Annotated in this window: 17 protein-coding genes and 1 tRNA gene; 10 read left to right on the forward strand and 8 right to left on the reverse strand. The window is 58.0% G+C overall.

The window, feature by feature from the left end; all coding sequences use genetic code 11:
* Positions 1 to 269 precede the first annotated feature (269 nt).
* From GQF02_RS09325 to GQF02_RS09360, 8 genes are all read right to left on the reverse strand, one after another.
* Positions 270 to 357 (reverse strand) — tRNA-Ser (locus GQF02_RS09325).
* 70 nt (positions 358 to 427) lie between these two features.
* Positions 428 to 2,089: a DNA repair protein RecN gene (gene recN, locus GQF02_RS09330; RefSeq protein WP_160796567.1), complete on the reverse strand. Its 1,662-nt coding sequence runs from the start codon at positions 2,087 to 2,089 to the stop codon at positions 428 to 430.
* Between the two features lie 18 nt (positions 2,090 to 2,107).
* Positions 2,108 to 2,983, reverse strand: coding sequence for an NAD kinase (locus tag GQF02_RS09335; RefSeq protein ID WP_124734507.1), 876 nt, complete (start codon positions 2,981 to 2,983; stop codon positions 2,108 to 2,110).
* Positions 2,984 to 3,023: 40 nt separating this feature from the next.
* Positions 3,024 to 3,659, reverse strand: a complete 636-nt coding sequence (locus GQF02_RS09340; RefSeq protein ID WP_160796569.1) for a response regulator transcription factor — start codon at positions 3,657 to 3,659, stop codon at positions 3,024 to 3,026.
* Positions 3,625 to 5,931 (reverse strand): ATP-binding protein, encoded by a 2,307-nt coding sequence (locus GQF02_RS09345; RefSeq protein WP_160796571.1) that lies wholly within the window; start codon positions 5,929 to 5,931, stop codon positions 3,625 to 3,627. The genes GQF02_RS09340 and GQF02_RS09345 overlap by 35 nt, the downstream gene beginning before the upstream one ends.
* A gap of 118 nt (positions 5,932 to 6,049) precedes the next feature.
* Positions 6,050 to 6,583: a peptide-methionine (S)-S-oxide reductase MsrA gene (gene msrA / locus GQF02_RS09350; RefSeq protein WP_160796573.1), complete on the reverse strand. Its 534-nt coding sequence runs from the start codon at positions 6,581 to 6,583 to the stop codon at positions 6,050 to 6,052.
* Between the two features lie 36 nt (positions 6,584 to 6,619).
* Positions 6,620 to 6,841 carry a DUF1653 domain-containing protein gene (locus GQF02_RS09355; protein WP_220789405.1) on the reverse strand — a complete coding sequence of 74 codons (222 nt, stop codon included), beginning with the start codon at positions 6,839 to 6,841 and terminating at the stop codon, positions 6,620 to 6,622.
* Positions 6,842 to 6,846: 5 nt separating this feature from the next.
* The gene (locus GQF02_RS09360) at positions 6,847 to 7,884 is read right to left on the reverse strand and encodes an HD-GYP domain-containing protein (protein WP_160796575.1); all 1,038 of its coding nucleotides are present in this window, start codon (positions 7,882 to 7,884) and stop codon (positions 6,847 to 6,849) included.
* A 148-nt stretch (positions 7,885 to 8,032) separates the two neighbouring features.
* Between GQF02_RS09360 and GQF02_RS09365 the strand changes: the two genes are divergently transcribed.
* The 10 genes from GQF02_RS09365 to GQF02_RS09410 all read left to right on the forward strand — a co-directional run bounded on the left by GQF02_RS09365 (position 8,033) and on the right by GQF02_RS09410 (position 19,835).
* Complete coding sequence (locus tag GQF02_RS09365) at positions 8,033 to 8,992, forward strand: tRNA dihydrouridine synthase (protein WP_124734501.1); 960 nt, start codon at positions 8,033 to 8,035, stop codon at positions 8,990 to 8,992.
* Positions 8,993 to 9,277: 285 nt separating this feature from the next.
* A complete protein-coding gene (locus GQF02_RS09370; RefSeq protein WP_160796577.1) occupies positions 9,278 to 10,735 on the forward strand; it encodes an aminoacyl-histidine dipeptidase in 1,458 nt (485 codons plus the stop codon).
* 277 nt (positions 10,736 to 11,012) lie between these two features.
* Positions 11,013 to 12,221: an aspartate aminotransferase family protein gene (locus GQF02_RS09375; protein WP_160796579.1), complete on the forward strand. Its 1,209-nt coding sequence runs from the start codon at positions 11,013 to 11,015 to the stop codon at positions 12,219 to 12,221.
* A gap of 120 nt (positions 12,222 to 12,341) precedes the next feature.
* Positions 12,342 to 13,367, forward strand: coding sequence for an arginine N-succinyltransferase (locus GQF02_RS09380; protein WP_160796581.1), 1,026 nt, complete (start codon positions 12,342 to 12,344; stop codon positions 13,365 to 13,367).
* Positions 13,368 to 13,378: 11 nt separating this feature from the next.
* Complete coding sequence (astA, locus tag GQF02_RS09385) at positions 13,379 to 14,416, forward strand: arginine N-succinyltransferase (RefSeq protein WP_124734497.1); 1,038 nt, start codon at positions 13,379 to 13,381, stop codon at positions 14,414 to 14,416.
* Positions 14,413 to 15,876, forward strand: a complete 1,464-nt coding sequence (astD, locus tag GQF02_RS09390; protein ID WP_160796583.1) for a succinylglutamate-semialdehyde dehydrogenase — start codon at positions 14,413 to 14,415, stop codon at positions 15,874 to 15,876. Before astA ends, astD begins: the two co-directional genes overlap by 4 nt.
* Positions 15,877 to 16,319: 443 nt before the next feature.
* Positions 16,320 to 17,249 (forward strand): branched-chain amino acid ABC transporter permease, encoded by a 930-nt coding sequence (locus tag GQF02_RS09395; RefSeq protein WP_124734495.1) that lies wholly within the window; start codon positions 16,320 to 16,322, stop codon positions 17,247 to 17,249.
* A gap of 16 nt (positions 17,250 to 17,265) precedes the next feature.
* Positions 17,266 to 18,354 (forward strand): ABC transporter permease subunit, encoded by a 1,089-nt coding sequence (locus tag GQF02_RS09400; protein WP_160796585.1) that lies wholly within the window; start codon positions 17,266 to 17,268, stop codon positions 18,352 to 18,354.
* 3 nt (positions 18,355 to 18,357) lie between these two features.
* Positions 18,358 to 19,128: an ABC transporter ATP-binding protein gene (locus GQF02_RS09405; RefSeq protein ID WP_160796587.1), complete on the forward strand. Its 771-nt coding sequence runs from the start codon at positions 18,358 to 18,360 to the stop codon at positions 19,126 to 19,128.
* Positions 19,125 to 19,835, forward strand: coding sequence for an ABC transporter ATP-binding protein (locus tag GQF02_RS09410; protein WP_160796589.1), 711 nt, complete (start codon positions 19,125 to 19,127; stop codon positions 19,833 to 19,835). The genes GQF02_RS09405 and GQF02_RS09410 overlap by 4 nt, the downstream gene beginning before the upstream one ends.
* The last annotated feature ends 51 nt before the right edge of the window (positions 19,836 to 19,886 follow it).

Genomic DNA, 19,886 nt, shown 5'->3' on the forward strand with positions numbered 1-19,886 from the left:
TATGGGCAAGTCAACTGCAGAGGCGCGTAATGGTAAGACGCACCGCGATATGGTCAGGAGCTTGACGAAAAATGCGTGCGCCGTTCTCCGTCTGGCGGGTATGTCGCGTTTGCCGGATTTGCAGTTGCGTCTGTTTGGGGCGGATTTGGGGCAGAGTAATCCGTCTTAATCTGCGTTACCCTGGCCGTCGGACAAAACAAAACCCGCCGTAAACCTTTGTCAATCAAGCCTTGCGGCTGATTTTACTGGGTTTCGGCGGGCTTGAATTTTGGCGGAGGCTGTGAGATTCGAACTCACGGACGGTTTCCCGTCGGCAGTTTTCAAGACTGCTGGTTTAAACCACTCACCCAAACCTCCTAAAGCGTGCTCGATGCATTGCTGATCGAGTTGCGCATAATACCGGATTATCCTGGTGTTTGCTAGTGCCTTATGCGTTGGCTGCCAGCATTTCTGCAGCGTGCTGGCGGGTTGTTTCGGTGATTTCCTCGCCTCCCAGCATGCGGGCAAGTTCGTTGACCCGCTGGCTTTCGTCAAGCGGGATGATGCGGCTGACGGTGTGGCCAGCGGTCTCTTCCTTGGCCACTTGCCAGTGCGCATCACCACAGGAGGCGACTTGGGGCAGGTGGGTGATGGCCAGTACCTGATAGTGGCTGCCCAGTTCTTTCAGCAGTTTGCCAACCACCTCGGCCACGCGCCCGCCGATGCCGACATCGACTTCATCGAAAATCAGCGTCGGCACAGCGGCCACCTGGCTGATTACGACCTGCATGGACAGGCTGATGCGCGACAATTCTCCGCCGGAGGCAACCTTGGCCAGTGGCCTGAGCGTGCTGCCGGCGTTAGCTGCTACTAAATATTCGATGGATTCCAGTCCGTGGGCGGTAGGTTCGGCCAGCGCGGCCAGTTCGATGGCAAAGCGGGCACCGCCCATGGCCAGACGCTGCATTTCGCCGGCGATGCGGGTAGACAGCTCGCCGGCTGCCTGGCGGCGCTTGGCGGACAGGGCTTCGGCTTGGGTGCGATAGCGTGCTAGCGCGCTTGCTTCGGCGAGTGTCAGCGCCTCCTGATCGGTGCTGGCTTCCAGTGCGGCCAGTTGGCGCTGCCAGTCGGCCAGCTTTTCCGCCAGATCCTGCGGCTGGCTACGGTATTTGCGTGCCACGCTGATCAGGGTGTCGATGCGGCTTTCGATGCGCGCCAGCTCTGCCGGGTCTTCGTCCAGGTCCGAGGCGTAGTCGCGCAGGCTGTAGACGACTTCCCTGAGTTCGGCATCGACCGAATCCAGCAGGGCCAGCGTTTCGGCCAGGCGCGGGTCGACGCCGGCCAGTCTGGATAGCCGGCTTTGCACCTGGGTCAGGATGGACAGGCAGTTGCCGTCGATTTCGGATAGAGAGTCCACCGCGTGCTGGGCGCTTTGGGCCAGTTCGACCGCATTGGCCAGACGCGAGTGCTGCTGGTTAAGTGGGTGCCATTCGTCGGGCTGCAGGTTCAGCTCACTTAATTCGCCTATCTGCCAAGTCAGCCGCTCGCGTTCGACTTCCGATTCGCGACTCATGCGCTCGGCCTCTTCGCGGGCGCGGCGCGCGCTTTGCCAGTCCTGCCATGCCACTTGAACGTCGCGTGCGAGTGAGGTCGAACCGGCATAGGCGTCGAGCAGGCCGCGTTGCATATCGGGGCGCACCAGTGATTGGTGTGCATGTTGGCCGTGAATATCGACCAGATAGTCACCGATTTCCCTGAGTTGGGCGAGGGTGGCAATCTGACCGTTGATAAAGCTTTTGGAGCGGCCGTTTTTATCCAGACTGCGCCGTAGCTGCAGCTCGCCCTCGTCACCGGCCAGATCGTTGCTGGTCAGCCAGAGCCCCAGTTCGGGTAGGCGCGAGATGTCGAAGACGGCCGACAATTCGGCCCGGTCGGCACCGCTACGCACTTGTGCGCCTTCGGCCCGGTCGCCCAGTAACAGGCCCAAGGCATCGAGGATAATGGATTTGCCTGCACCGGTTTCGCCAGTGAGTACGGTAAAGCCGTGGTCGAATTCCAGCGTTAAGGCGTCGACAATGACAAAGTCGCGGACGGAGAGCGATAGCAGCATGTTGTCTTCTGTATAGGGTTAGAGCAGGCGTTCGCCCCAGTGCAGCTTGTGGCGCAGCATGTCGTAGTAGTTGTATCCGGCCGGATGCAGGATGCGCAGCGGGTTGCGGTAGCGGCGCACAATGACGCGGTCCATTTCCATCAGGTCGCAGTGCGACTGGCCGTCAAAGTGCGCACGGGCATCCAGGCCGCGGGTTAGCATGAATTCGACTTCGCAGCTGTCGGAGACGGCTATCGGGCGATTGCTCATCGATTGCGGGCAGATGGGCACCAGTGCGATGGCTTGCAGCGTCGGGTGCAGGATAGGGCCGCCCGAGGCCAGTGAGTAGGCCGTCGAGCCGGTGGGGGTGCTGATGATCAGGCCATCCGAGCGCTGGCTGTAGACGAATTGGTTATCGATAAAGACTTCAAACTCTATCATCGAGCCCAAGCCGCCACGGCTGATCACAATATCGTTCAGTGCCAGCGCACTGACCACTTCGGCGTCTTCGCGCAGTACTGAGGCAGTCAGTAAAATACGGTCTTCGGGGATAAAGTCGCCGGCGAGGATGGCATCGACGGCCCCCAGCATTTCATGCAGGGGAATGTCGGCCATAAAGCCCAGCCGCCCCTGATTGATACCGACCAGGGGTACGCGATAGGGCGCGAGCAGACGCGCGACTGCCAGCATGGTGCCATCGCCGCCCAGCACAATGGCGATATCGGCCAGCTTGCCGATATCGCTGCGCTCAACGATCTGGTGCGGGCCGGCCTCGTCAGCATTGGCGCTGTCACTGTCTATTAAGACCCCTATGCCTTGGGCGGCCAGATGATCGGCCAGCAGGCGCAGCGAGGTGACAATTTGCGGTTTGCTGTGACGGGCAAACAGCCCGACCTTCTTGAATAGGCAAGTCATGACTGAATCTTACCGTGTTGTGGGCTATCTGCCAAAACGCTTATGGAATAGTTTGCGCACGCGAAGCCTCCAGTGCGCATAGGTAAAAGCGGATCAGCTCGGCCAGAGTACTGACGCCCAGCTTGGAAAACAGGCTGGATCTATGGGTTTCCACCGTGCGTGGCGAGACATCGAGCAGCTTGCCTATCTCCTTGCTGGACAAGCCTTCCGCCACCATGTCGAGCACGGCGCGCTCGCGTTCGCTGATGCGGGCGAGACGATTCGCTACCTCCTGTGTGGCGGCTTTCTTTTCCTGCTGCTGTATGCTTTGGCGGATGGCGCGGCGTACGCTGTCCATGAGCTGGCGTTTGTCTATTGGCTTGCTGATGAAATCGATGGCACCTCGCCTGAAGGCGCGGGCGCATTGCTCGACATCGCCGTGGCCGGTGATAAAAATGAGCGGTAGCTGGCTATCCAGTTGCTTGAGTTTTTCCTGCAAGGCCAGGCCGGACAGATGAGGCATGCGGATGTCGAGTATCAGGCAGCCGATGTCGTTCTTGGTGGGTGCCTGCAAAAAGGCAAGGGCATTTGTGTAAGTTTCGACTTGGCTGCCATGGCTCTCTAGCAATAAGGCGAGCGAGTCGCGGATGGCCGGGTCGTCATCAACCAGGTAGATCGTAGGTGTAATCTTGCTCATGTGCGGCTTTTCTTTGGGGCTCGGCATGGGGGATGACGGGTAGTTCGAAGCAAAATAGCGCGCCACCATCGGGATGGTTGCTGGCGTATATATTGCCATCAAACGATTCGATCAGCGATTGGCTGATGGTCAGTCCCAGGCCTATGCCCTGGTGTTTGAGGCTGAAAAACGGGGTGAAAATATTGGGTAGTTCTTCGGCGGGAATACCCGGGCCGTTGTCTTGTACCTGCACACAGATGCGCGTGTTCAGTACATGGCTACGGATGCTTAAATGGCCCTGTGTGGCCGGCATGGCTTCAATGGCGTTGCGTATCAGATTGAATAGCACTTGTTCGAGCTGGATGCTGTCGGCGAGCACGTGTGGCAGTGCAGGCTCCAGATGGGTGCTTAAACGGATGTGCTTGCTGGCTAGCTCGCCGGACGCCAGTAGCAGCGTATTGCGTATAACCTGATTGATATCGACCGAGGAGAGCGCGGTGCGCTGGCGGGTCGCCAGATTGCGCAGGCCGCGTATGATGTGACCGGCTCTCTGTGCTTGCTGGACGCTGCCTTGCAAGGCGCGCTGCAGCAAAGCCAGATCCGGTTCTTCATCTTCGAGCAGGGTCAGCGCAGCCTCGTTGTAGCTGGCTATCGCCGACAGTGGCTGGTTGATTTCATGGGCCATGCCGGATGCCATTTCACCCATATTGGTGATCCGCGCCGCCTTTGCATATTCGTTGGCATGCTGTTTGAGCCGCTCTTCGCGGTGCAGGATGGATGCGGCTAGCCGGGCCCTTAAGGGCGCCATGTCGCGGATCGCCAGTACCACGCCCAGTTTTTCACCATGCTTTCCTGTCAGCGGCGACAGGGTGCCCTCGATATACTGGTGCTGGTTGTTGCTGCCGATCAGGTGGCAGTGCTGGGGCAGGTTGATGTCCTGCTGCAACTGCAGACACTGCTCGACCGGATCAAGCATCGCTTCGGTTTCGAGCTCGTAATGCAGTTGCAGTGCATGAGACAGAGGGTGGTCGCGCACCTCGTTCAGCGTTTTGTGGGTGAGAGCAGCCGCCCTGGGGTTCATGTATTTGATGGTCTGGTGCTGATCAATCACGATGACTGCATCGTTGATGGCTTGCAAGGTAACGATAGCCTGTTCTCGCTCCTTGCTCAGGTCGCGTGACATTTCATCGTGAAGGTGTTGTTTGCGCCGCTGGGTGGCGGCCACAAGCAGCAGCAGATAGCACAGTAGTGCCGATATGGCAGGCAGCAGCAGAAAAATAGTAGCGTTGAGATTGTCCAGCCTGAGTGTCTCGCTTACCTCCAGTTCATAGGGAAAGTAGGCGTGATGGATGCGCAAGCGGGTGTGGAACTGTGGCAAGAGCCTGTTGCTCAGCTTGTCGTTATCAACAGGATTTTGGCTGCTGTTGATATCGTCACTTTCATCGCGGCTGCCTATCCGGTGCAGGCGGATATTGAGGTGGGTGGTGTTTTGCAACTGCTCGTGCCGCAGTAGTTGGTCTGCCGTGATGGTGAGCAGGACAATGCCGGTAACTTCTTGTTGTGCCGGTGTAGGCGTTTCTTTGCTTTTCGCCGCGTAAACGGCCTGAATATAGGCCAGACCCATGTGGCCATTACTTAAGGTGAATGGCGGTGAGACTTCTATTTTTCCGCTGTGTATGGCTTGACGGACGGTGGGGCCGAGCAGGGGCGAATTCAACAGATCCAGACCTATCATATAGCGGGCCATATAGTTGTCGTAAGGCTCGGCCATGGTCAAGGGAAGATACATCTCGCGGGTTGCTGCTTTACTCCAGTATGGCCATTGCCGCCAGTAATCGGGGTGGCCGGGTGTCGGGTTTGCCGGATTGTTGAAGTCCCGTATGGTGACGGTTTTGCCGTAGTGCAGGCTTTGTGTCGCTTCGTAGCGGCTGCGTTGCCCGGTTTTTATGATGGGTTGGTAACCCATCATATAGACAAAGGGGTAATGTGCCTGCATGTAACTGGCGTAGCGTGAAATGGCGGTTCGGCCAAAGTCGCCGCGAGCGCGGGCACCTTCTCCCAGATTGAAAATCATGCTTTCACTGGCTTTGAGCCGTTCCTCCATGGTCTGTTTGAGATGGAGGGCGCTGGCTTGAAACCATTCATGATGGCGTTTGATGCCTAAACAAACGGCAATGACCAGCAGTGTCAGTGTCAGCAAGAGCCAGGCGGCGATATAGCTCAGGCGCAAACGCAAAGGCAGGGCGGCGAGGAGTTGGTGCTGGGTTTTCAGTAAAGACAAGAGGCTGGACATAGGTAAGGGGCCGGGGGTGTGTCTTTGCCTGAGATCGGGTGGAAAAGGCGGCGTGAAAACCATTTGGCTTGCACGACTGTGAGGTGGCTGCGCCAAGGGCGCAGCTTAATATCCGGTTTTAATCCTGGGCCAGTTTATCGGCGTACAGGTGGAAAATTTTGGCCAATTTGGGTTGGATAACAGCCTGGCAATAAGGTGCATTACCATGGCGGGCGTAATAGGCGTGGTGCTCGGTTTCTGCCGGCCAGAACTCTTGGGCCGGCTCTACCTGGGTGACGATAGGTGTGCCCGCGTAGTACGTTTGCTGTGCGTGGCGAATGCACTCGTGGGCGCTTGTCGTCTGCGCAGCGTCTTGCGTGAAAATGGCTGAGCGGTATTGACTGCCGATGTCATTGCCTTGACGGTTAAGCTGGGTCGGGTCGTGGCTGGCAAAAAAGATATCGAGCAAAACGGAAAAAGGCAGGATGTTTTCATCAAAATGGATGCGTACCGCCTCCGCGTGGCCGGTATGGCCAGTGCAGACCTGCGCATAGTCCGGCTTGGGAATGTGGCCGCCGCTATAGCCCGGTTCTACCTGGCTTACCCCTTTGAAGCGGCTGAATACGGCTTCGGTACACCAGAAGCACCCACCTGCCAGAATGGCGATCGCCATGGTTTTTTCCTCGGTTTTTGATCGGTCACTGTCGTGTTAACACAAACGGGCAAAGCGTGGGATGCTGACCCCGTCAATGATGACATCTTCGAAAAACATGGTGTAAGGGCGTATCCATAGGCCGCCTTCGCCATACAGTGGCCGGTATAAAACCAGCCATTCTTCGGTTTCCGAGTGGCATACGAGATCAATGACCTCGTAGTCATGGCCTTTGTAGTGGCGGTAACGGCCGGGCGTGAGTTCGGGTTTGGCAACCATCAGGTTTAACTCCAGAAGCGGGAGAGCAGGTGTATATGCCGCGCGCTGATTTGTGGCACCGTGGGGCGCTTGATCCGGTATGGGGTGTTGTCGGTTTGAATCCGCTGTCTGGGATGTGCAGGCAGCGCGACACGCGGCGCTTGCAGATTATCGGTGCGCTCGACCACGATGGCAATCATGCCGTTATCCAGTTCGACAAATTCGCCGGGTGGAAAGATGCCCAAGGTGCGTATCAGCAGGGTAATCAGGTTCGGGTCGATTTGCTGGTTCTGATTCTGGTACAGAATGGACAGTGCCTGTTGTGCCGGCATCGGGTTGCGGTAGCTTCTGGGCATGAGCTTGGAGCAAGTCATGTCGACGATGTGCAGCAGATGCGCATGTTCGGCAATATTTGCCTGCTGCAGATGGAAAGGGTAGCCGCTGCCATTCCACTGCTCGTGATGCATCAGCACCGTTTCATGCCAGAGCAGATCGGTAATGCCCATCTCCCGTATCAGGGCGGAACTCAGCAGCGGATGGAGTTTGATCAGTTGCTGCTGTGCTGTGGTGGGCGGAGCGGCCTGCCGCGCCATTTGATCCTGAGTCGATGCGATACCGATATTCATGGTGAGCGCCGCGCAGACTAAGGACTGGAGGGTGCTTGCGTCCAGCGATTGCGCCTTGCCGAGTAGGTGGATCAAAGTGGCTGCATTGATGGCATGGCGCGGGGTGTAGTGTTCATAAGGTGAAAGCAGGATGCTGGCGATGCAGGCATCGGCTTGCTGGTCTACTAACTGGCCTAGTTCGCTGGCAATGGCGCGCAACTCCACATTAGGGGTGTGGCAATCAAGAGGCGTATACAGCAATGGCAGCAAGCGCCCTTCCAGTCGGGACAGTACGGCAAAAGCCGAGTCGGCCTGGCTGTGGTTGCTCTGGGTGCATGCAGGCAGGACGAACGCGGCGTACTCGTCGCGCTGTCGGGGGCTCAGGCGAAAAATATTATCGCCATCTTCGCATAGGCGGTTGCGGGCAAAGAGCGAGTCCGGCAGTGTCAGGGCTGGCATCAGGCAAACCAATGGTGGGGATGGGGTGATTATACCGTGGGGCTTTTGTATTCGTACGGATAGTGTAATCGTATACGGTTAAACCCGTTTTGAACGGGGACATTTGTTGCATGCTTCGTTAGAATTGCGGCTTTTATCAGGGGGTGCCATGGCTATCGTACTGGCTCCGATGGAAGGCATCGTTGACGAAGTGATGCGCGATGTCCTGACCGGCATCGGCGGCATCGATTTGTGCGTGTCCGAGTTTATCCGCGTCACCGATACGCTGCTTCCGCTTAAAACCTTCCAGCGCCATGCGCCTGAGCTGTTTCAGAGTGGTCATACGCGTTTCGGTGTGCCTTTGCGTGTGCAATTGCTGGGGTCGGAGCCGCAGGCGCTGGCACATAATGCCCTGCGCCTGGTCGAGTATGGTGCCAAGGTCGTAGACCTGAATTTCGGCTGTCCAGCGCCTACGGTTAACCGTCACGGTGGCGGTGCGGCTTTGCTGAAACAGCCGGATCTGATGCATGAAATTGTCAGCACCGTGCGTGCAGCCTTGCCTGAAACCGTATTGTTGACAGCCAAGATGCGGCTGGGCTTCGAGGATACCTCGTTGACGCTCGCGTGTGCCGAGGCGCTGGTCAGCGGCGGGGTGGGCGAATTGACGGTGCATGCCCGTACCAAGGTTGAGGGTTATCGGCCGCCGGCACATTGGGAGTGGCTGGCGCGTATTCGTGAACATGTCTCGGTGCCGGTGGTGGCCAATGGCGAAGTCTGGACGCTGGACGATTATCTGGCGATACGCGAAGTCAGTGGCTGCGACACGGTGATGATAGGTCGTGGCTTATTGGCTGCACCCGATCTGGCGCGGCGCATCGCGCATTACCACGCGACGGGTGAAAAATGCCCACCCGCATCTTGGGCGCAGGCGATGGTCTGGGTGCTGGATTTTTATGCCCAGTGTCGCGCGCGGGGAGAAGGTACGCCTTACCCTGTCAGCCGTATCAAGCAGTGGCTGCCGCAAATGAAGCGCAGCTATCCCGAAGCCGAAGCCTTGTTTGCCGCCATCCGCAAACTGACCCAAGCGGCAGACATCCAGACTGTTCTGGATGCCGAAATACGTCGCTGACTCAGTATTTCTACGGATAGATATTGATTAATGGGTGAATTATTATAGCAACGCATTCAGATTATTCTAGTTTGGATGGGCCGGTGTCCTCAGCATCGGTCGTTGCACCTCCTCAATAGCAAATGGCCCCCTTCATGTTTGAAGGGGGATTTTTTTGCCCTGCATCAAACCTGCCGGAAGCGCCCATGGCGTAGCCGCTGATTACCGTGATAAAGTAAATACTTATTTACCAAGCCGGTGTGTCGCCTTCCACCGGTGTCCAGTCAATCAGGAAGGAAATGCCGCGTGACCAAGATTGCAGAACTTGCGCCGACCGAAGTCTGGGAGCACTTCCAGACACTATGTGAAATCCCGCGTCCGTCCAAGCATGAAGAAGCCTTGCGCGACTATCTTAAAGGCTGGGCCGAGTTGCGCGGTCTGGCGACCCAGCTTGACAGTGCCGGTAACCTGATTATCCGCAAGCCAGCCACACCGGGTTTTGAAAACCGCCAGGGTGTGGTGTTGCAAAGCCATCTGGATATGGTGTGCCAGGCGAATGCGGATACGGTGCATGACTTTTTCAAAGATCCTATCCGCCCGGTACTGAAAGATGGCTGGCTGGTGGCCGAAAATACTACGCTGGGCGCGGATAACGGCATCGGTGTGGCGCTGGCGCTGGCCGTGCTGCAAAGTGACGATATCGCACACGGCCCGGTCGAGGCGCTGTTGACGGTCGATGAAGAGGCTGGCATGGGCGGCGCGCTGGGGCTGGAGCCCGGTTTGTTGCAGGGCGAATTGCTGATCAATATCGACACCGAAGAGTGGGGTGATTTTTACCTGGGCTGTGCCGGTGGCGAGGATGTGAATGTCCGTGCGGCTTATGTCATCGAAGCTATGCCGGCTAATCACTGTGTATTGCGTCTGGGCATCAAGGGCTTGAAGGGTGGCCATTCCGGCTGTGACATCCATCTGGGTCGTGGCAATGCGATCAAGAGCCTGCTGCGCCTGATCAAAACGCTGGAAGCCGAGTTTGAATTGCGGCTGGTGTCGTTTGATGGTGGTACTGCGCGTAATGCGCTGGCGCGTGAAGCCGCTGCCGTCGTGGCGCTGCCGGCTGACAAACAGGCACAACTGGAACAGCGTCTGGCCGAGTTCGAGAGCCTGCTGCAGTTCGAGCTTTATGGTGTGGACGAGGGCGTGCGTGTCGTGTACGAAACCGCTAGCGCGGAGGGTGTGATGGCTGCTGCCGATCAGGTGCGCTTGTTGTCGGCACTGCATGCGGCTCCGCACGGGGTCAAGCGCATGAGCCAGCGCGTGACTGGCGTGGTGGAAACCTCGAATAATCTGGGTGTAGTGCAGATCAAGGATGGAGCGCTGTTTGCCAACTTGATGGTGCGCTCCTTGCTCGAGTCGGGCACCCAGATGCTGGCCGATGAAATCGTCAGCCTGTTTAGCCTGGCAAAATGCGACATCCAGCGCGAAGGCAAGTATCCAGGCTGGGCACCAAATCCGGACTCGGCGCTGCTGGCGCTGTTCCGTCAGGTGTATGCACGCGAGTTCGGGGGGGAGAGCGGGGTCAAGGTGATCCATGCCGGACTGGAGTGCGGCCTGATCGGCTCCAAGTATCCACAGATGGATATGGTGTCCTTCGGTCCCGATATCCAGGGCGCGCATGCGCCAGGCGAGCGGGTGAATGTTGAGTCGGTTGCCAAGGTCTGGGATTTGCTCAAGGCCGTCTTGCAGGCGGTGCCTGTTAAAAACTAATATAGCCTGATTTGTGTCTATCAATGCCCCGCCTTGTGCGGGGCATTTTGCATGCTGTGCACGCATTGGCAGGGTGTTGTGGCAGGCTGATGATGTGTGTTTGCATTAGTCAAAACTGTTATGTGGTCGTTTTTTGTGCGAAAAGGCTGTGGCTTTGATCTGGGTCAAGTAAATCTGTAAACCTGCGTCGCATAGGTGAAGTGGGTATTTTGACAAGGCAATGTAGAATCGCTCAAAACCACTAAAACAACTCCGCTACAGCAAGCAAGGAAAGCAGATGAAGAATACGGTCAGTCGCGCCACTTTTGATCAGGTGATGGTGCCTAATTACGGTCCTGCCGCGTTTATTCCGGTGCGTGGATCGGGCTCGCGGGTGTGGGACCAGTCGGGCCGCGAATACGTGGACTTTGCCGGCGGGATTGCCGTCAATGCGCTGGGGCATTGCCATCCGGAGTTGGTGGCAACGCTGACCGAGCAGGCCGGCAAGCTGTGGCATGTCTCCAACGTGTTTACCAACGAACCGGCACTGGAACTGGCCAGCTTGCTGACCGGGCTGACCTTTGCCGAGCGTGTATTCTTCTGCAACTCGGGTGCCGAGGCTAACGAGGCTGCTTTCAAACTGGCGCGCAAGTACGCTGCCGATCATTTCAGCTCAGACAAGCACCAAATCCTGTCGTGCAAGAATTCCTTCCATGGCCGCACGCTGTTTACCGTCAGCGTCGGTGGTCAGCCCAAATACACCGAAGGCTTTGCACCGGTACCGGCCGGCATTGATCATTTCGAATTCAATAATATTGATTCGCTCAAAGCGGCTATCTCGGACAAGACCTGCGCGGTGGTGATCGAGCCGGTGCAAGGCGAGGGCGGGGTATTGCCAGCCGATCCGGCCTTCCTTGCTGCCGCGCGCGAACTGTGCGACCAGCATGGCGCGCTGCTGATTTTTGACGAAGTCCAGACCGGTGCCGGCCGCTCCGGTTCGCTGTTTGCCTATATGGAATATGGCGTGGCGCCGGATATTCTGTCTTCTGCCAAGTCACTGGGCGGCGGTTTCCCAATCGGCGCGATGCTGACCACGGAAAAAGTGGCGCAAAGCTTCGGTATCGGCACCCACGGCTCGACCTATGGCGGCAATCCGCTGGCCTGTGCCGTGGCCAAAAAAGTCATCGAAATCGTCTCTTCGCCCGAAGTGCTGGCGGGGGTGCGCGCCAAACATGCGCGTTTCGTTGCCGGCATCGAGGCAATCAATGCCAAATATCCGCTCTTCAAGGAAGTGCGCGGCATGGGCCTGTTGCTCGGTTGCGTGCTGAACGATGCGTATGCCGGCCGCGCCAAGGATGTGCTCAAAGCCGCAGAAGCCCAAGGCCTGATGTTGCTGGTGGCCGGCCTGAGCGTGGTGCGTCTGGCACCGAGTCTGGTCATTGATGATGCCGATATCGAAGAGGGCCTGAAGCGCTTCGAGGCCGCACTGGCGACGCTCACCGCTTAACGCGAATGAACGGGGTGTTGCCCACCCCGTTTTCTTCCCCTCACGACAGAATTTGATGCCCGTCGCCAGACAGGCAGGCCGGTGTACGCCTGTTGCACCGGTTTTACCCGGGAGAAGTGGATGTTGATCGTACGCCCAGTCAGGATTTCCGACCTGCCCGCCATTGAGCGCCTGGCTCTTGCCAGCGGCGTTGGCGTGACCAGCTTGCCTGCCAACCGGGAAAAGCTGTTTGAAAAACTGCAACGCTCCATCTCGTCGTTCGAGAGCGAAGCCATCGCCGATATCGACGCCGGTAATGATTATTACATGCTGGTGCTGGAGGAAGATGGCGTGGTCTTGGGGGCCGCCGCGATTGCGAGTACCGCCGGTTTTGACGAGCCGTTTTATACCTATCGCAACGAGACGCTGGTGCACGCCTCGCGTGCGCTCAAGGTAAATAACCGCATCCATGCGCTGACCATGTGCCATGACCTGACCGGCATGGTGCAGCTGTGTGGTTTCTTTTGCGAACATCCGTCACAGCCTTATGCTGCCGAGCTGTTGTCACGGGCGCGCCTGATGTTTCTGGCCGGGCAGCGCCAGCATTTCGGCCGGCGCATCATCGCCGAAATGCTGGGTGTGCATGATGTCGCCGGCCAGTCGCCGTTCTGGGATGCCATCGGCCGGCGCTTCTTTAATATGGATTTCCCGCAGGTCGAACAGGCATTTGCCGAGCATAGCAAGACCTTTGTGGCGGAGTTGATGCCTCCCTACCCGATCTATGTGCCTTTGCTGCCGGATGCGGCACAGCATGCCATCGGTCAGGTACATCCTGCCTTCGAGCAGCCTTGCCGCATTCTGACGCGCGAAGGCTTCGAGGCTGATCAGTATCTGGATATTTTTGATGGCGGCGCGGTGCTGACCGCCGAGATCGACCGTCTGTTTACCCTGAACAATAACGATTGTCTGCCGGTCGAGATCAGTGCCAGCTTGCCGGATAGCGCAGAGGACATGCTGCTGGCCAACACGCTGTGCAGCGAGTTCCGTAGTGCCGTGGGTAAAGTGGCTGTGGTCGATGGTGTGGCCTGGCTGAACCCGGATGTTGCGCGAGCACTTGATCTGGCCTGCGGCCAGAGCGTACGTATCAGCCCCTTGCAAGGCGAATAAGGAGAATCACCATGATGTTCATTCGCCCCATACGTTTTCAGGATCTGGATGGCCTGATGGAGCTGGCGCGCAGCGCCGGCGTTGGCCTGACTTCGCTGCCGGTCAATGAAGAGCGCCTGACCCGGCGCATTAGCCGTTCCATGCTGAGCTTTGCCGGTGATCTGGAACGTGCCGACCAAGGCTATGTTTTCGTGCTGGAGGATGGCAAGACCGGACGCATTGGCGGTATTTGCGCGCTGGAAGCCGCCGTTGGCCTGAAAGAGCCCTGGTACAACTATCGTGTCGGCACCATGGTGCATGCTTCGGAAGAACTGGGCGTCTATACCCGGCACGATACCTTGTTCCTGTCGCATGACCATACCGGTTACAGCGAGCTATGCACCTTGTTCCTGCATCCGGATTACCGCGTCAATCGTAATGGCAGTCTGCTGTCCAAGAGTCGCTTCCTGTTTCTTGCCCAGTTTGCCCATTTGTTCGGCAAAATTACCGTCGCTGAAATGCGCGGCGTATCCGATGCCGAGGGGCGTTCGCCGTTCTGGGAGGCGCTGGGCAGGCACTTTTTCTCTATCGACTTTGCCAAGGCCGACTATCTGACCGGTATCGGGCAGAAGGCTTTTGTTGCCGAACTGATGCCCAAGCATCCGGTTTATATCGACTTCCTTACGCCGGAAGCGCAGGCCGTGGTCGGCAAAACACATGAAAACACCCGTCCGGCGGTGGCCATGCTGGAAGCCGAAGGTTTCCGTTATGAGGGCTATGTCGATATTTTCGATGCCGGTCCGACCGTGCAGGCTTACACCCAGGATATTCGTGCGGTGAAAGAGAGCCAGCTTCTGAGTGTGGTGCTGGCTGACCCGCTACCCGAAGGCGAACACCCGCATGTCTTGGTTGCCAATACCAGCCTTTCCGGCTTCCGTGTGGTGATGGGGCAATTCCCGCAGGATGGGACATCGGTACTGTTGACGCCGCAAGCCGTGCAGGCGCTGGAAGTCAACGAGGGAGATTTCGTGCGCTGCGTTCCTGTTAATCCAACCGAGAAAATCGTATGAGCACCTTGTGTATTGCGGGTCAATGGCTGTCTGGCGCCGGCGAAACCATGAGCAAGACCGATCCTGCCTGTGGCGAAATGCTGTGGCAAGGGCAGGCGGCCAGTGCAGAGCAGGTGGATGCGGCCGTTGCCGCTGCGCGTACGGCCTTTGTGCCATGGGCACGTCTGTCGCTGGACGCCCGCCTTGCCGTGGTGCGCCGTTTTGGCGAATGCCTGCTGGCCAATCGTGATGCGCTGGCCAGCGTGATTGCGCGCGAAACCGGCAAGCCGCGTTGGGAAGCGCTGACCGAAGTCACCACCATGGCAAACAAGGTGGAGATCTCGGTTAAATCCTATCTGGAGCGTACCGGCGAGCGCGCCGCCGCCATGGGCGATGCACAGGCGGTGTTGCGCCACAAGCCACATGGCGTGGTCGCCGTGTTCGGTCCCTATAATTTCCCTGGCCACTTGCCCAATGGTCATATTGTGCCGGCGCTGATTGCCGGCAACACGGTGGTGTTCAAACCATCCGAGCTGACCCCATGGACGGCTGAAGTCACTGTTCAGCTGTGGCTGGAGGCGGGCTTGCCGGCAGGCGTGCTTAATCTGGTGCAGGGCGCGCGTGAAACGGGTATTGCGCTGGCCGGGCATGCCGGCATTGATGGCTTGTTCTTTACCGGCAGTTCGGCGACCGGTGGCGTGCTGCATCGCCAGTTTGCCGGTCATCCCGACAAGATCCTGGCGCTGGAGATGGGGGGCAATAATCCGCTGATCGTGACCGAAGTCGCCGAGCGCGATGCGGCCGTTCATCATGTGATCCAGTCTGCCTTTATCTCTGCCGGTCAGCGTTGCACCTGTGCGCGACGCTTGCTGGTGCCGGTCGGGGCGTGGGGGGATGTTTTTGTTTCACGTCTGGTCGATGTCAGCCGCGACATCGTGGTCGGACGCTGGGATGCGGAGCCGCAGCCATTTATGGGGGCGCTGGTGTCTAATGCAGCGGCCGATGCGCTGCTGCTGGCGCAAGACGCATTACAGTCTATGGGCGGCAAGGTCTTGCTCGCCATGCGCCGTCTGGAAGAGGGAGCGGCCCTGTTGACCCCGGGCATTATCGATGTCAGTGGCGTCAACAACCGGCCGGATGAAGAGTATTTTGGCCCCTTGCTGCAAATCATCCGCTATCGCGATTTTGACGAAGCGATTGCGGTGGCCAACGATACCCGCTTTGGTCTGGCTGGCGGGGTGCTATCCGATGACAGGGCGAGCTACGAGCGTTATCTGCTGGAGAGCCGCGCCGGGGTGGTGAACTGGAACAAACCGCTGACCGGGGCTTCCAGTGCCGCACCATTTGGGGGCGTCGGCGCATCGGGCAACCATAGGGCCAGTGCCTATTATGCGGCGGATTACTGCGCCTGGCCGGTGGCATCGCTGGAGTGCGAGTCTTTGCTGTTGCCGGCGCAAATATCCCCGGGTCTGCATTTTTAACCCAGATCATCTGTGGCACATTTTTTGCAAACCCGGTTCGTCCGGGTTTTTTGCAAGATAGGGCCTGGTTTGGCGAGTGCTTGTTAATTAATAGGCATGAGTTTTTGCGCTGACCTGTGATGAATGGCAGGGCAAGGGCCGCTTATGCGGGGGTGTCAGACATGGAAAGGGTGCAGCTTTGCTGCATGTGGCTAAATGCGTAGTGTATGCGCGATAAAAAACGCCGTGTTTTCAATGGTTTGTGCGCTGGTTTTTCCGTTGAAAAAATAGCCATTACGAACATGTATTCTGCATTGACAGTCGATTGTAGACAAACGCATAATCCAGCCGTGTTTGACACATTTTGAACATAAAGTTGTGCTAAGGCACGATACGTGGGTGGAATATAAGAGGCTATAGCCCAATCCGCCGACTGGTAGCTCAATCAAAGGGGAGTCCTCATCGTGGACATTTTTCTGCAACAAATCCTTAACGGCCTGGTGCTGGGCAGTATTTATGCCCTGATCGCTCTGGGTTACACCATGGTGTACGGCATCATGGGGCTGATCAACTTTGCGCACGGGGAAGTGGTGATGGTTGGCGGCATGGTCACGGTGACCGTGGTGTCCGCCCTCTTGGGCATGGGCATCAACTTGCCGGCACTGGCCCTGATCCTGATCGGGGTGATGGTGGCGATTCCGGCTTGCATGTTGCTGGGCTTTACCATCGAGCGCGTCGCCTACCGGCCTTTGCGCAATGCGCCGCGTCTGGCACCGCTGATTACCGCAATCGGTGTTTCCATCGTATTGCAGCAACTGGCCATTCTGGTCTGGGGCCGCAACTACATCCCGTTCCCGCCCATCCTCGATCATGACGTGGTCGAGATCTTCGGCGCCAGCATTACCAAGCTGCAAGTGAGCATTGTGGTGCTGTGCTTTGTCATCATGACGGCGCTGCTGGTGGTGGTGGAAAAGACCAAGCTGGGTCGCGCCATGCGTGCCACCAGCCAGAATCCGGCGGTCGCGGGCTTGATGGGGGTGAATGTGAATACCATCATCTCGACCACCTTTGTCATCGGTTCGGCGCTGGGTGCGATTGCCGGCCTGATGGTGGCCACCAACTATGAGCAGGTCCATTACTACATGGGCTTTATGATAGGCCTGAAGGCCTTTACCGCTGCGGTGCTGGGCGGGATCGGCAATCTGGGCGGTGCTGTCGCTGGCGGCATCTTGCTGGGCATTATCGAAAGTCTGGGTGCCGGTTATATCGGGGACCTGACCGGTGGCTTCCTTGGCTCGCATTATCAGGACATCTTTGCCTTTATGGTGCTGATTGCGGTACTGATTTTCCGTCCGTCCGGCCTGATGGGCGAAAAAATGGCCGATCGCGCCTGATACAAGGGGAAGCATAATGACTGTTTCAGTTACAACAACGCCACCGGCCAACGGCAAGAAAGTCCTGGGCTTTCTGGCCTCGGCCATCATTCTGGCCATTCTGCCTTTTGTTGTCGGTAATGCTTTCGGCAACTCGTGGGTGCGTACGCTGGACTTTGCCCTGCTGTATGTGATGCTGGCACTGGGTCTGAATATCGTGGTGGGCTTTGCCGGGCTGCTGGACTTGGGCTTTATCGCGTTTTACGCGGTGGGGGCCTATACCTTCGCCTTGCTGGGCTCGCCCCATTTCGGCATCCATCTGCCGTTCTATATCACGCTGCCTTTGGGGGCGCTGATAGCCGCCTGCTTTGGTTTGTTGCTCGGTACGCCGGTGCTCAAGCTCAAGGGTGATTATCTGGCCATTGTCACGCTGGGTTTTGGCGAGATTATCCGTATCTTCCTGAATAACCTGAATGCGCCTTACAACCTGACTAACGGCCCGCAAGGGGTGAACCTGATTGATCCGGTGTCGGTCGGCGGTTTTTCGCTGGGCAAGACGCACGAGTTTTTCGGTATCTCCTTCAACAGCGTCTACATGTATTACTACTTTTTCCTGGCGCTGACCGTGCTGGTGGTGATCATGGCGTGGCGCTTGCAGCACTCGCGCATCGGTCGCGCCTGGGTGGCCATGCGTGAGGACGATATTGCCGCCGCCGCCATGGGGATCAATATCCGCAATATCAAGCTGCTGGCTTTTGCGCTGGGCGCTTTGTCCGGCGGCGTGGCCGGCGGCCTGTTTGCCTCGTTCCAGGGCTTCATCTCGCCCGAGTCTTTCGGCTTGCTTGAGTCGATCATGATTCTGGCCATGGTGGTGCTGGGCGGCATGGGCCATATTCCGGGTGTGATTCTGGGGGCTGTCGTGCTGACGATTGCGCCGGAAATCCTGCGCGATGTGATCGGTCCGCTGCAGATGGCGACTTTCGGCAAGATGATTGTCGACCCGGAAAATGCCCGCATGCTGTTGTTCGGTCTGGCGCTGGTGGTGATGATGCTGGTGCGTCCGGAAGGGATGTGGCCATCCAAGCGGCGTAAGGCCGAGTTTGACGATGCGAAAAAGGGGCACTGATTTATGGCTGAAGTCCTGCTGAAAATAGACGGTATCGTCAAACGCTTCGGGGGTCTGGTCGCGCTTAATCAAGTGGGCCTGACCATCAATAAGGGCGAGATTTATGGCTTGATCGGCCCTAACGGCGCGGGCAAGACCACCTTGTTCAATGTGCTGACCGGGCTGTATATGCCGGACGAGGGCAGCTTTACTTTTGACGGTACAAACTTGTTCCGCGCCCAGCCGCATGTGGTGGTCGGTACCGGCATCGCCCGCACCTTCCAGAATATCCGTCTGTTCAAGGAAATGACGGCGCTGGAAAACGTGATGGTCGGCCGCCATATCCGCTCCAAGGCGGGGGCTTTGGGGGCGGTGCTGCGCGACAAGGGGACACGGGCCGAGGAGGCCGCGATTCGCGCCAAGGCACAGGAGTTGCTGGCCTATGTCGGGATCAGCGATGTGGCCGACGAGTTTGCCAAGAACCTGAGCTACGGCCATCAGCGCCGTCTGGAAATTGCCCGCGCGCTGGCGACCGAGCCCAAGTTGCTGGCGCTGGACGAGCCGGCCGCCGGCATGAATCCGCGCGAGACCGAAGAGCTCAAGGCGCTGATGGAAAAAATCCGCGCCTCCGGTATCACCGTGTTGCTGATCGAGCATGACGTGAAATTGATGATGGGCCTGTGCGACCGTATTGCGGTGCTCGACTACGGCAAAAAAATTGCCGAAGGCGTGCCTGAAGTCGTGCGCAAGGACCCGAAAGTGATCGAGGCATACCTTGGGGTGGCACATTCATGAGCATTCTTGACATCAAGAACCTGCAGGTTTCCTATGGCGGCATCCAGGCGGTCAAGGGCATAGACCTGCATATTGAAAAGGGCGAGCTGGTCACGCTGATCGGTGCCAACGGTGCCGGCAAGACGTCGACCTTGCGTACCCTGGTCGGCATGGAAAAAAAGTCCGGTGGCAGCATCAGCTTTGACGGCAAGGATACGGCGGGTACACCGGTGTATAACTTTGTGCGCCAGGGCCTGGTGATGGTGCCGGAAGGACGCGGTGTCTTTTCCAAGCTGACCGTGGCCGAGAACCTGCGCATGGGCGGTTACCACCGCAATGACGAAGACGGCATCAAGGCCGACATCGAGCATGTGTTTGAACTGTTCCCGCGCTTGAAGGAGCGCGAGAAGCAGCTGGCCGGTACCTTGTCCGGTGGCGAGCAGCAGATGGTAGCCATGGGGCGCGCCATTGTGTCCAAACCCAAGCTCTTGCTGCTGGATGAGCCATCCATGGGTCTGGCACCGCTGATCGTGGCCAAGATCTTCGAGATCATCCGCATGGTGGCCGAGCAGGGCGTGACCATGCTCCTGGTCGAGCAGAATGCGCGTCTGGCGCTGGAAGTGTCGCAGCGCGGCTATGTGATGGAAAGCGGGCGCATTACCATGAGCGGCAATGCGCAAGACCTGCTTAACGATGACCGGGTTCGCAACGCTTACCTGGGCGAGTAAACTGTCAGTTCTCGGCCCTGCCCCCGCATGGGAGCAGGGCCGTTTTTCGTT

Origin of the sequence: Craterilacuibacter sinensis (assembly GCF_009831765.1) — a bacterium.
GTDB lineage: Bacteria > Pseudomonadota > Gammaproteobacteria > Burkholderiales > Chromobacteriaceae > Craterilacuibacter > Craterilacuibacter sinensis.

What these genes read in the sequence shown, in the direction of transcription:
- recN (WP_160796567.1), bottom strand. Translation starts at nt 2,089, where the DNA reads ATGCTGCTATCGCTCTCCGTCCGCGACTTTGTCATTGTCGACGCCTTA.
- GQF02_RS09335 (WP_124734507.1), bottom strand. Translation starts at nt 2,983, where the DNA reads ATGACTTGCCTATTCAAGAAGGTCGGGCTGTTTGCCCGTCACAGCAAA.
- GQF02_RS09340 (WP_160796569.1), bottom strand. Translation starts at nt 3,659, where the DNA reads ATGAGCAAGATTACACCTACGATCTACCTGGTTGATGACGACCCGGCC.
- GQF02_RS09345 (WP_160796571.1), bottom strand. Translation starts at nt 5,931, where the DNA reads ATGTCCAGCCTCTTGTCTTTACTGAAAACCCAGCACCAACTCCTCGCC.
- msrA (WP_160796573.1), bottom strand. Translation starts at nt 6,583, where the DNA reads ATGGCGATCGCCATTCTGGCAGGTGGGTGCTTCTGGTGTACCGAAGCC.
- GQF02_RS09355 (WP_220789405.1), bottom strand. Translation starts at nt 6,841, where the DNA reads ATGGTTGCCAAACCCGAACTCACGCCCGGCCGTTACCGCCACTACAAA.
- GQF02_RS09360 (WP_160796575.1), bottom strand. Translation starts at nt 7,884, where the DNA reads ATGCCAGCCCTGACACTGCCGGACTCGCTCTTTGCCCGCAACCGCCTA.
- GQF02_RS09365 (WP_124734501.1), top strand. Translation starts at nt 8,033, where the DNA reads ATGGCTATCGTACTGGCTCCGATGGAAGGCATCGTTGACGAAGTGATG.
- GQF02_RS09375 (WP_160796579.1), top strand. Translation starts at nt 11,013, where the DNA reads ATGAAGAATACGGTCAGTCGCGCCACTTTTGATCAGGTGATGGTGCCT.
- GQF02_RS09380 (WP_160796581.1), top strand. Translation starts at nt 12,342, where the DNA reads ATGTTGATCGTACGCCCAGTCAGGATTTCCGACCTGCCCGCCATTGAG.
- astA (WP_124734497.1), top strand. Translation starts at nt 13,379, where the DNA reads ATGATGTTCATTCGCCCCATACGTTTTCAGGATCTGGATGGCCTGATG.
- astD (WP_160796583.1), top strand. Translation starts at nt 14,413, where the DNA reads ATGAGCACCTTGTGTATTGCGGGTCAATGGCTGTCTGGCGCCGGCGAA.
- GQF02_RS09400 (WP_160796585.1), top strand. Translation starts at nt 17,266, where the DNA reads ATGACTGTTTCAGTTACAACAACGCCACCGGCCAACGGCAAGAAAGTC.
- GQF02_RS09405 (WP_160796587.1), top strand. Translation starts at nt 18,358, where the DNA reads ATGGCTGAAGTCCTGCTGAAAATAGACGGTATCGTCAAACGCTTCGGG.
- GQF02_RS09410 (WP_160796589.1), top strand. Translation starts at nt 19,125, where the DNA reads ATGAGCATTCTTGACATCAAGAACCTGCAGGTTTCCTATGGCGGCATC.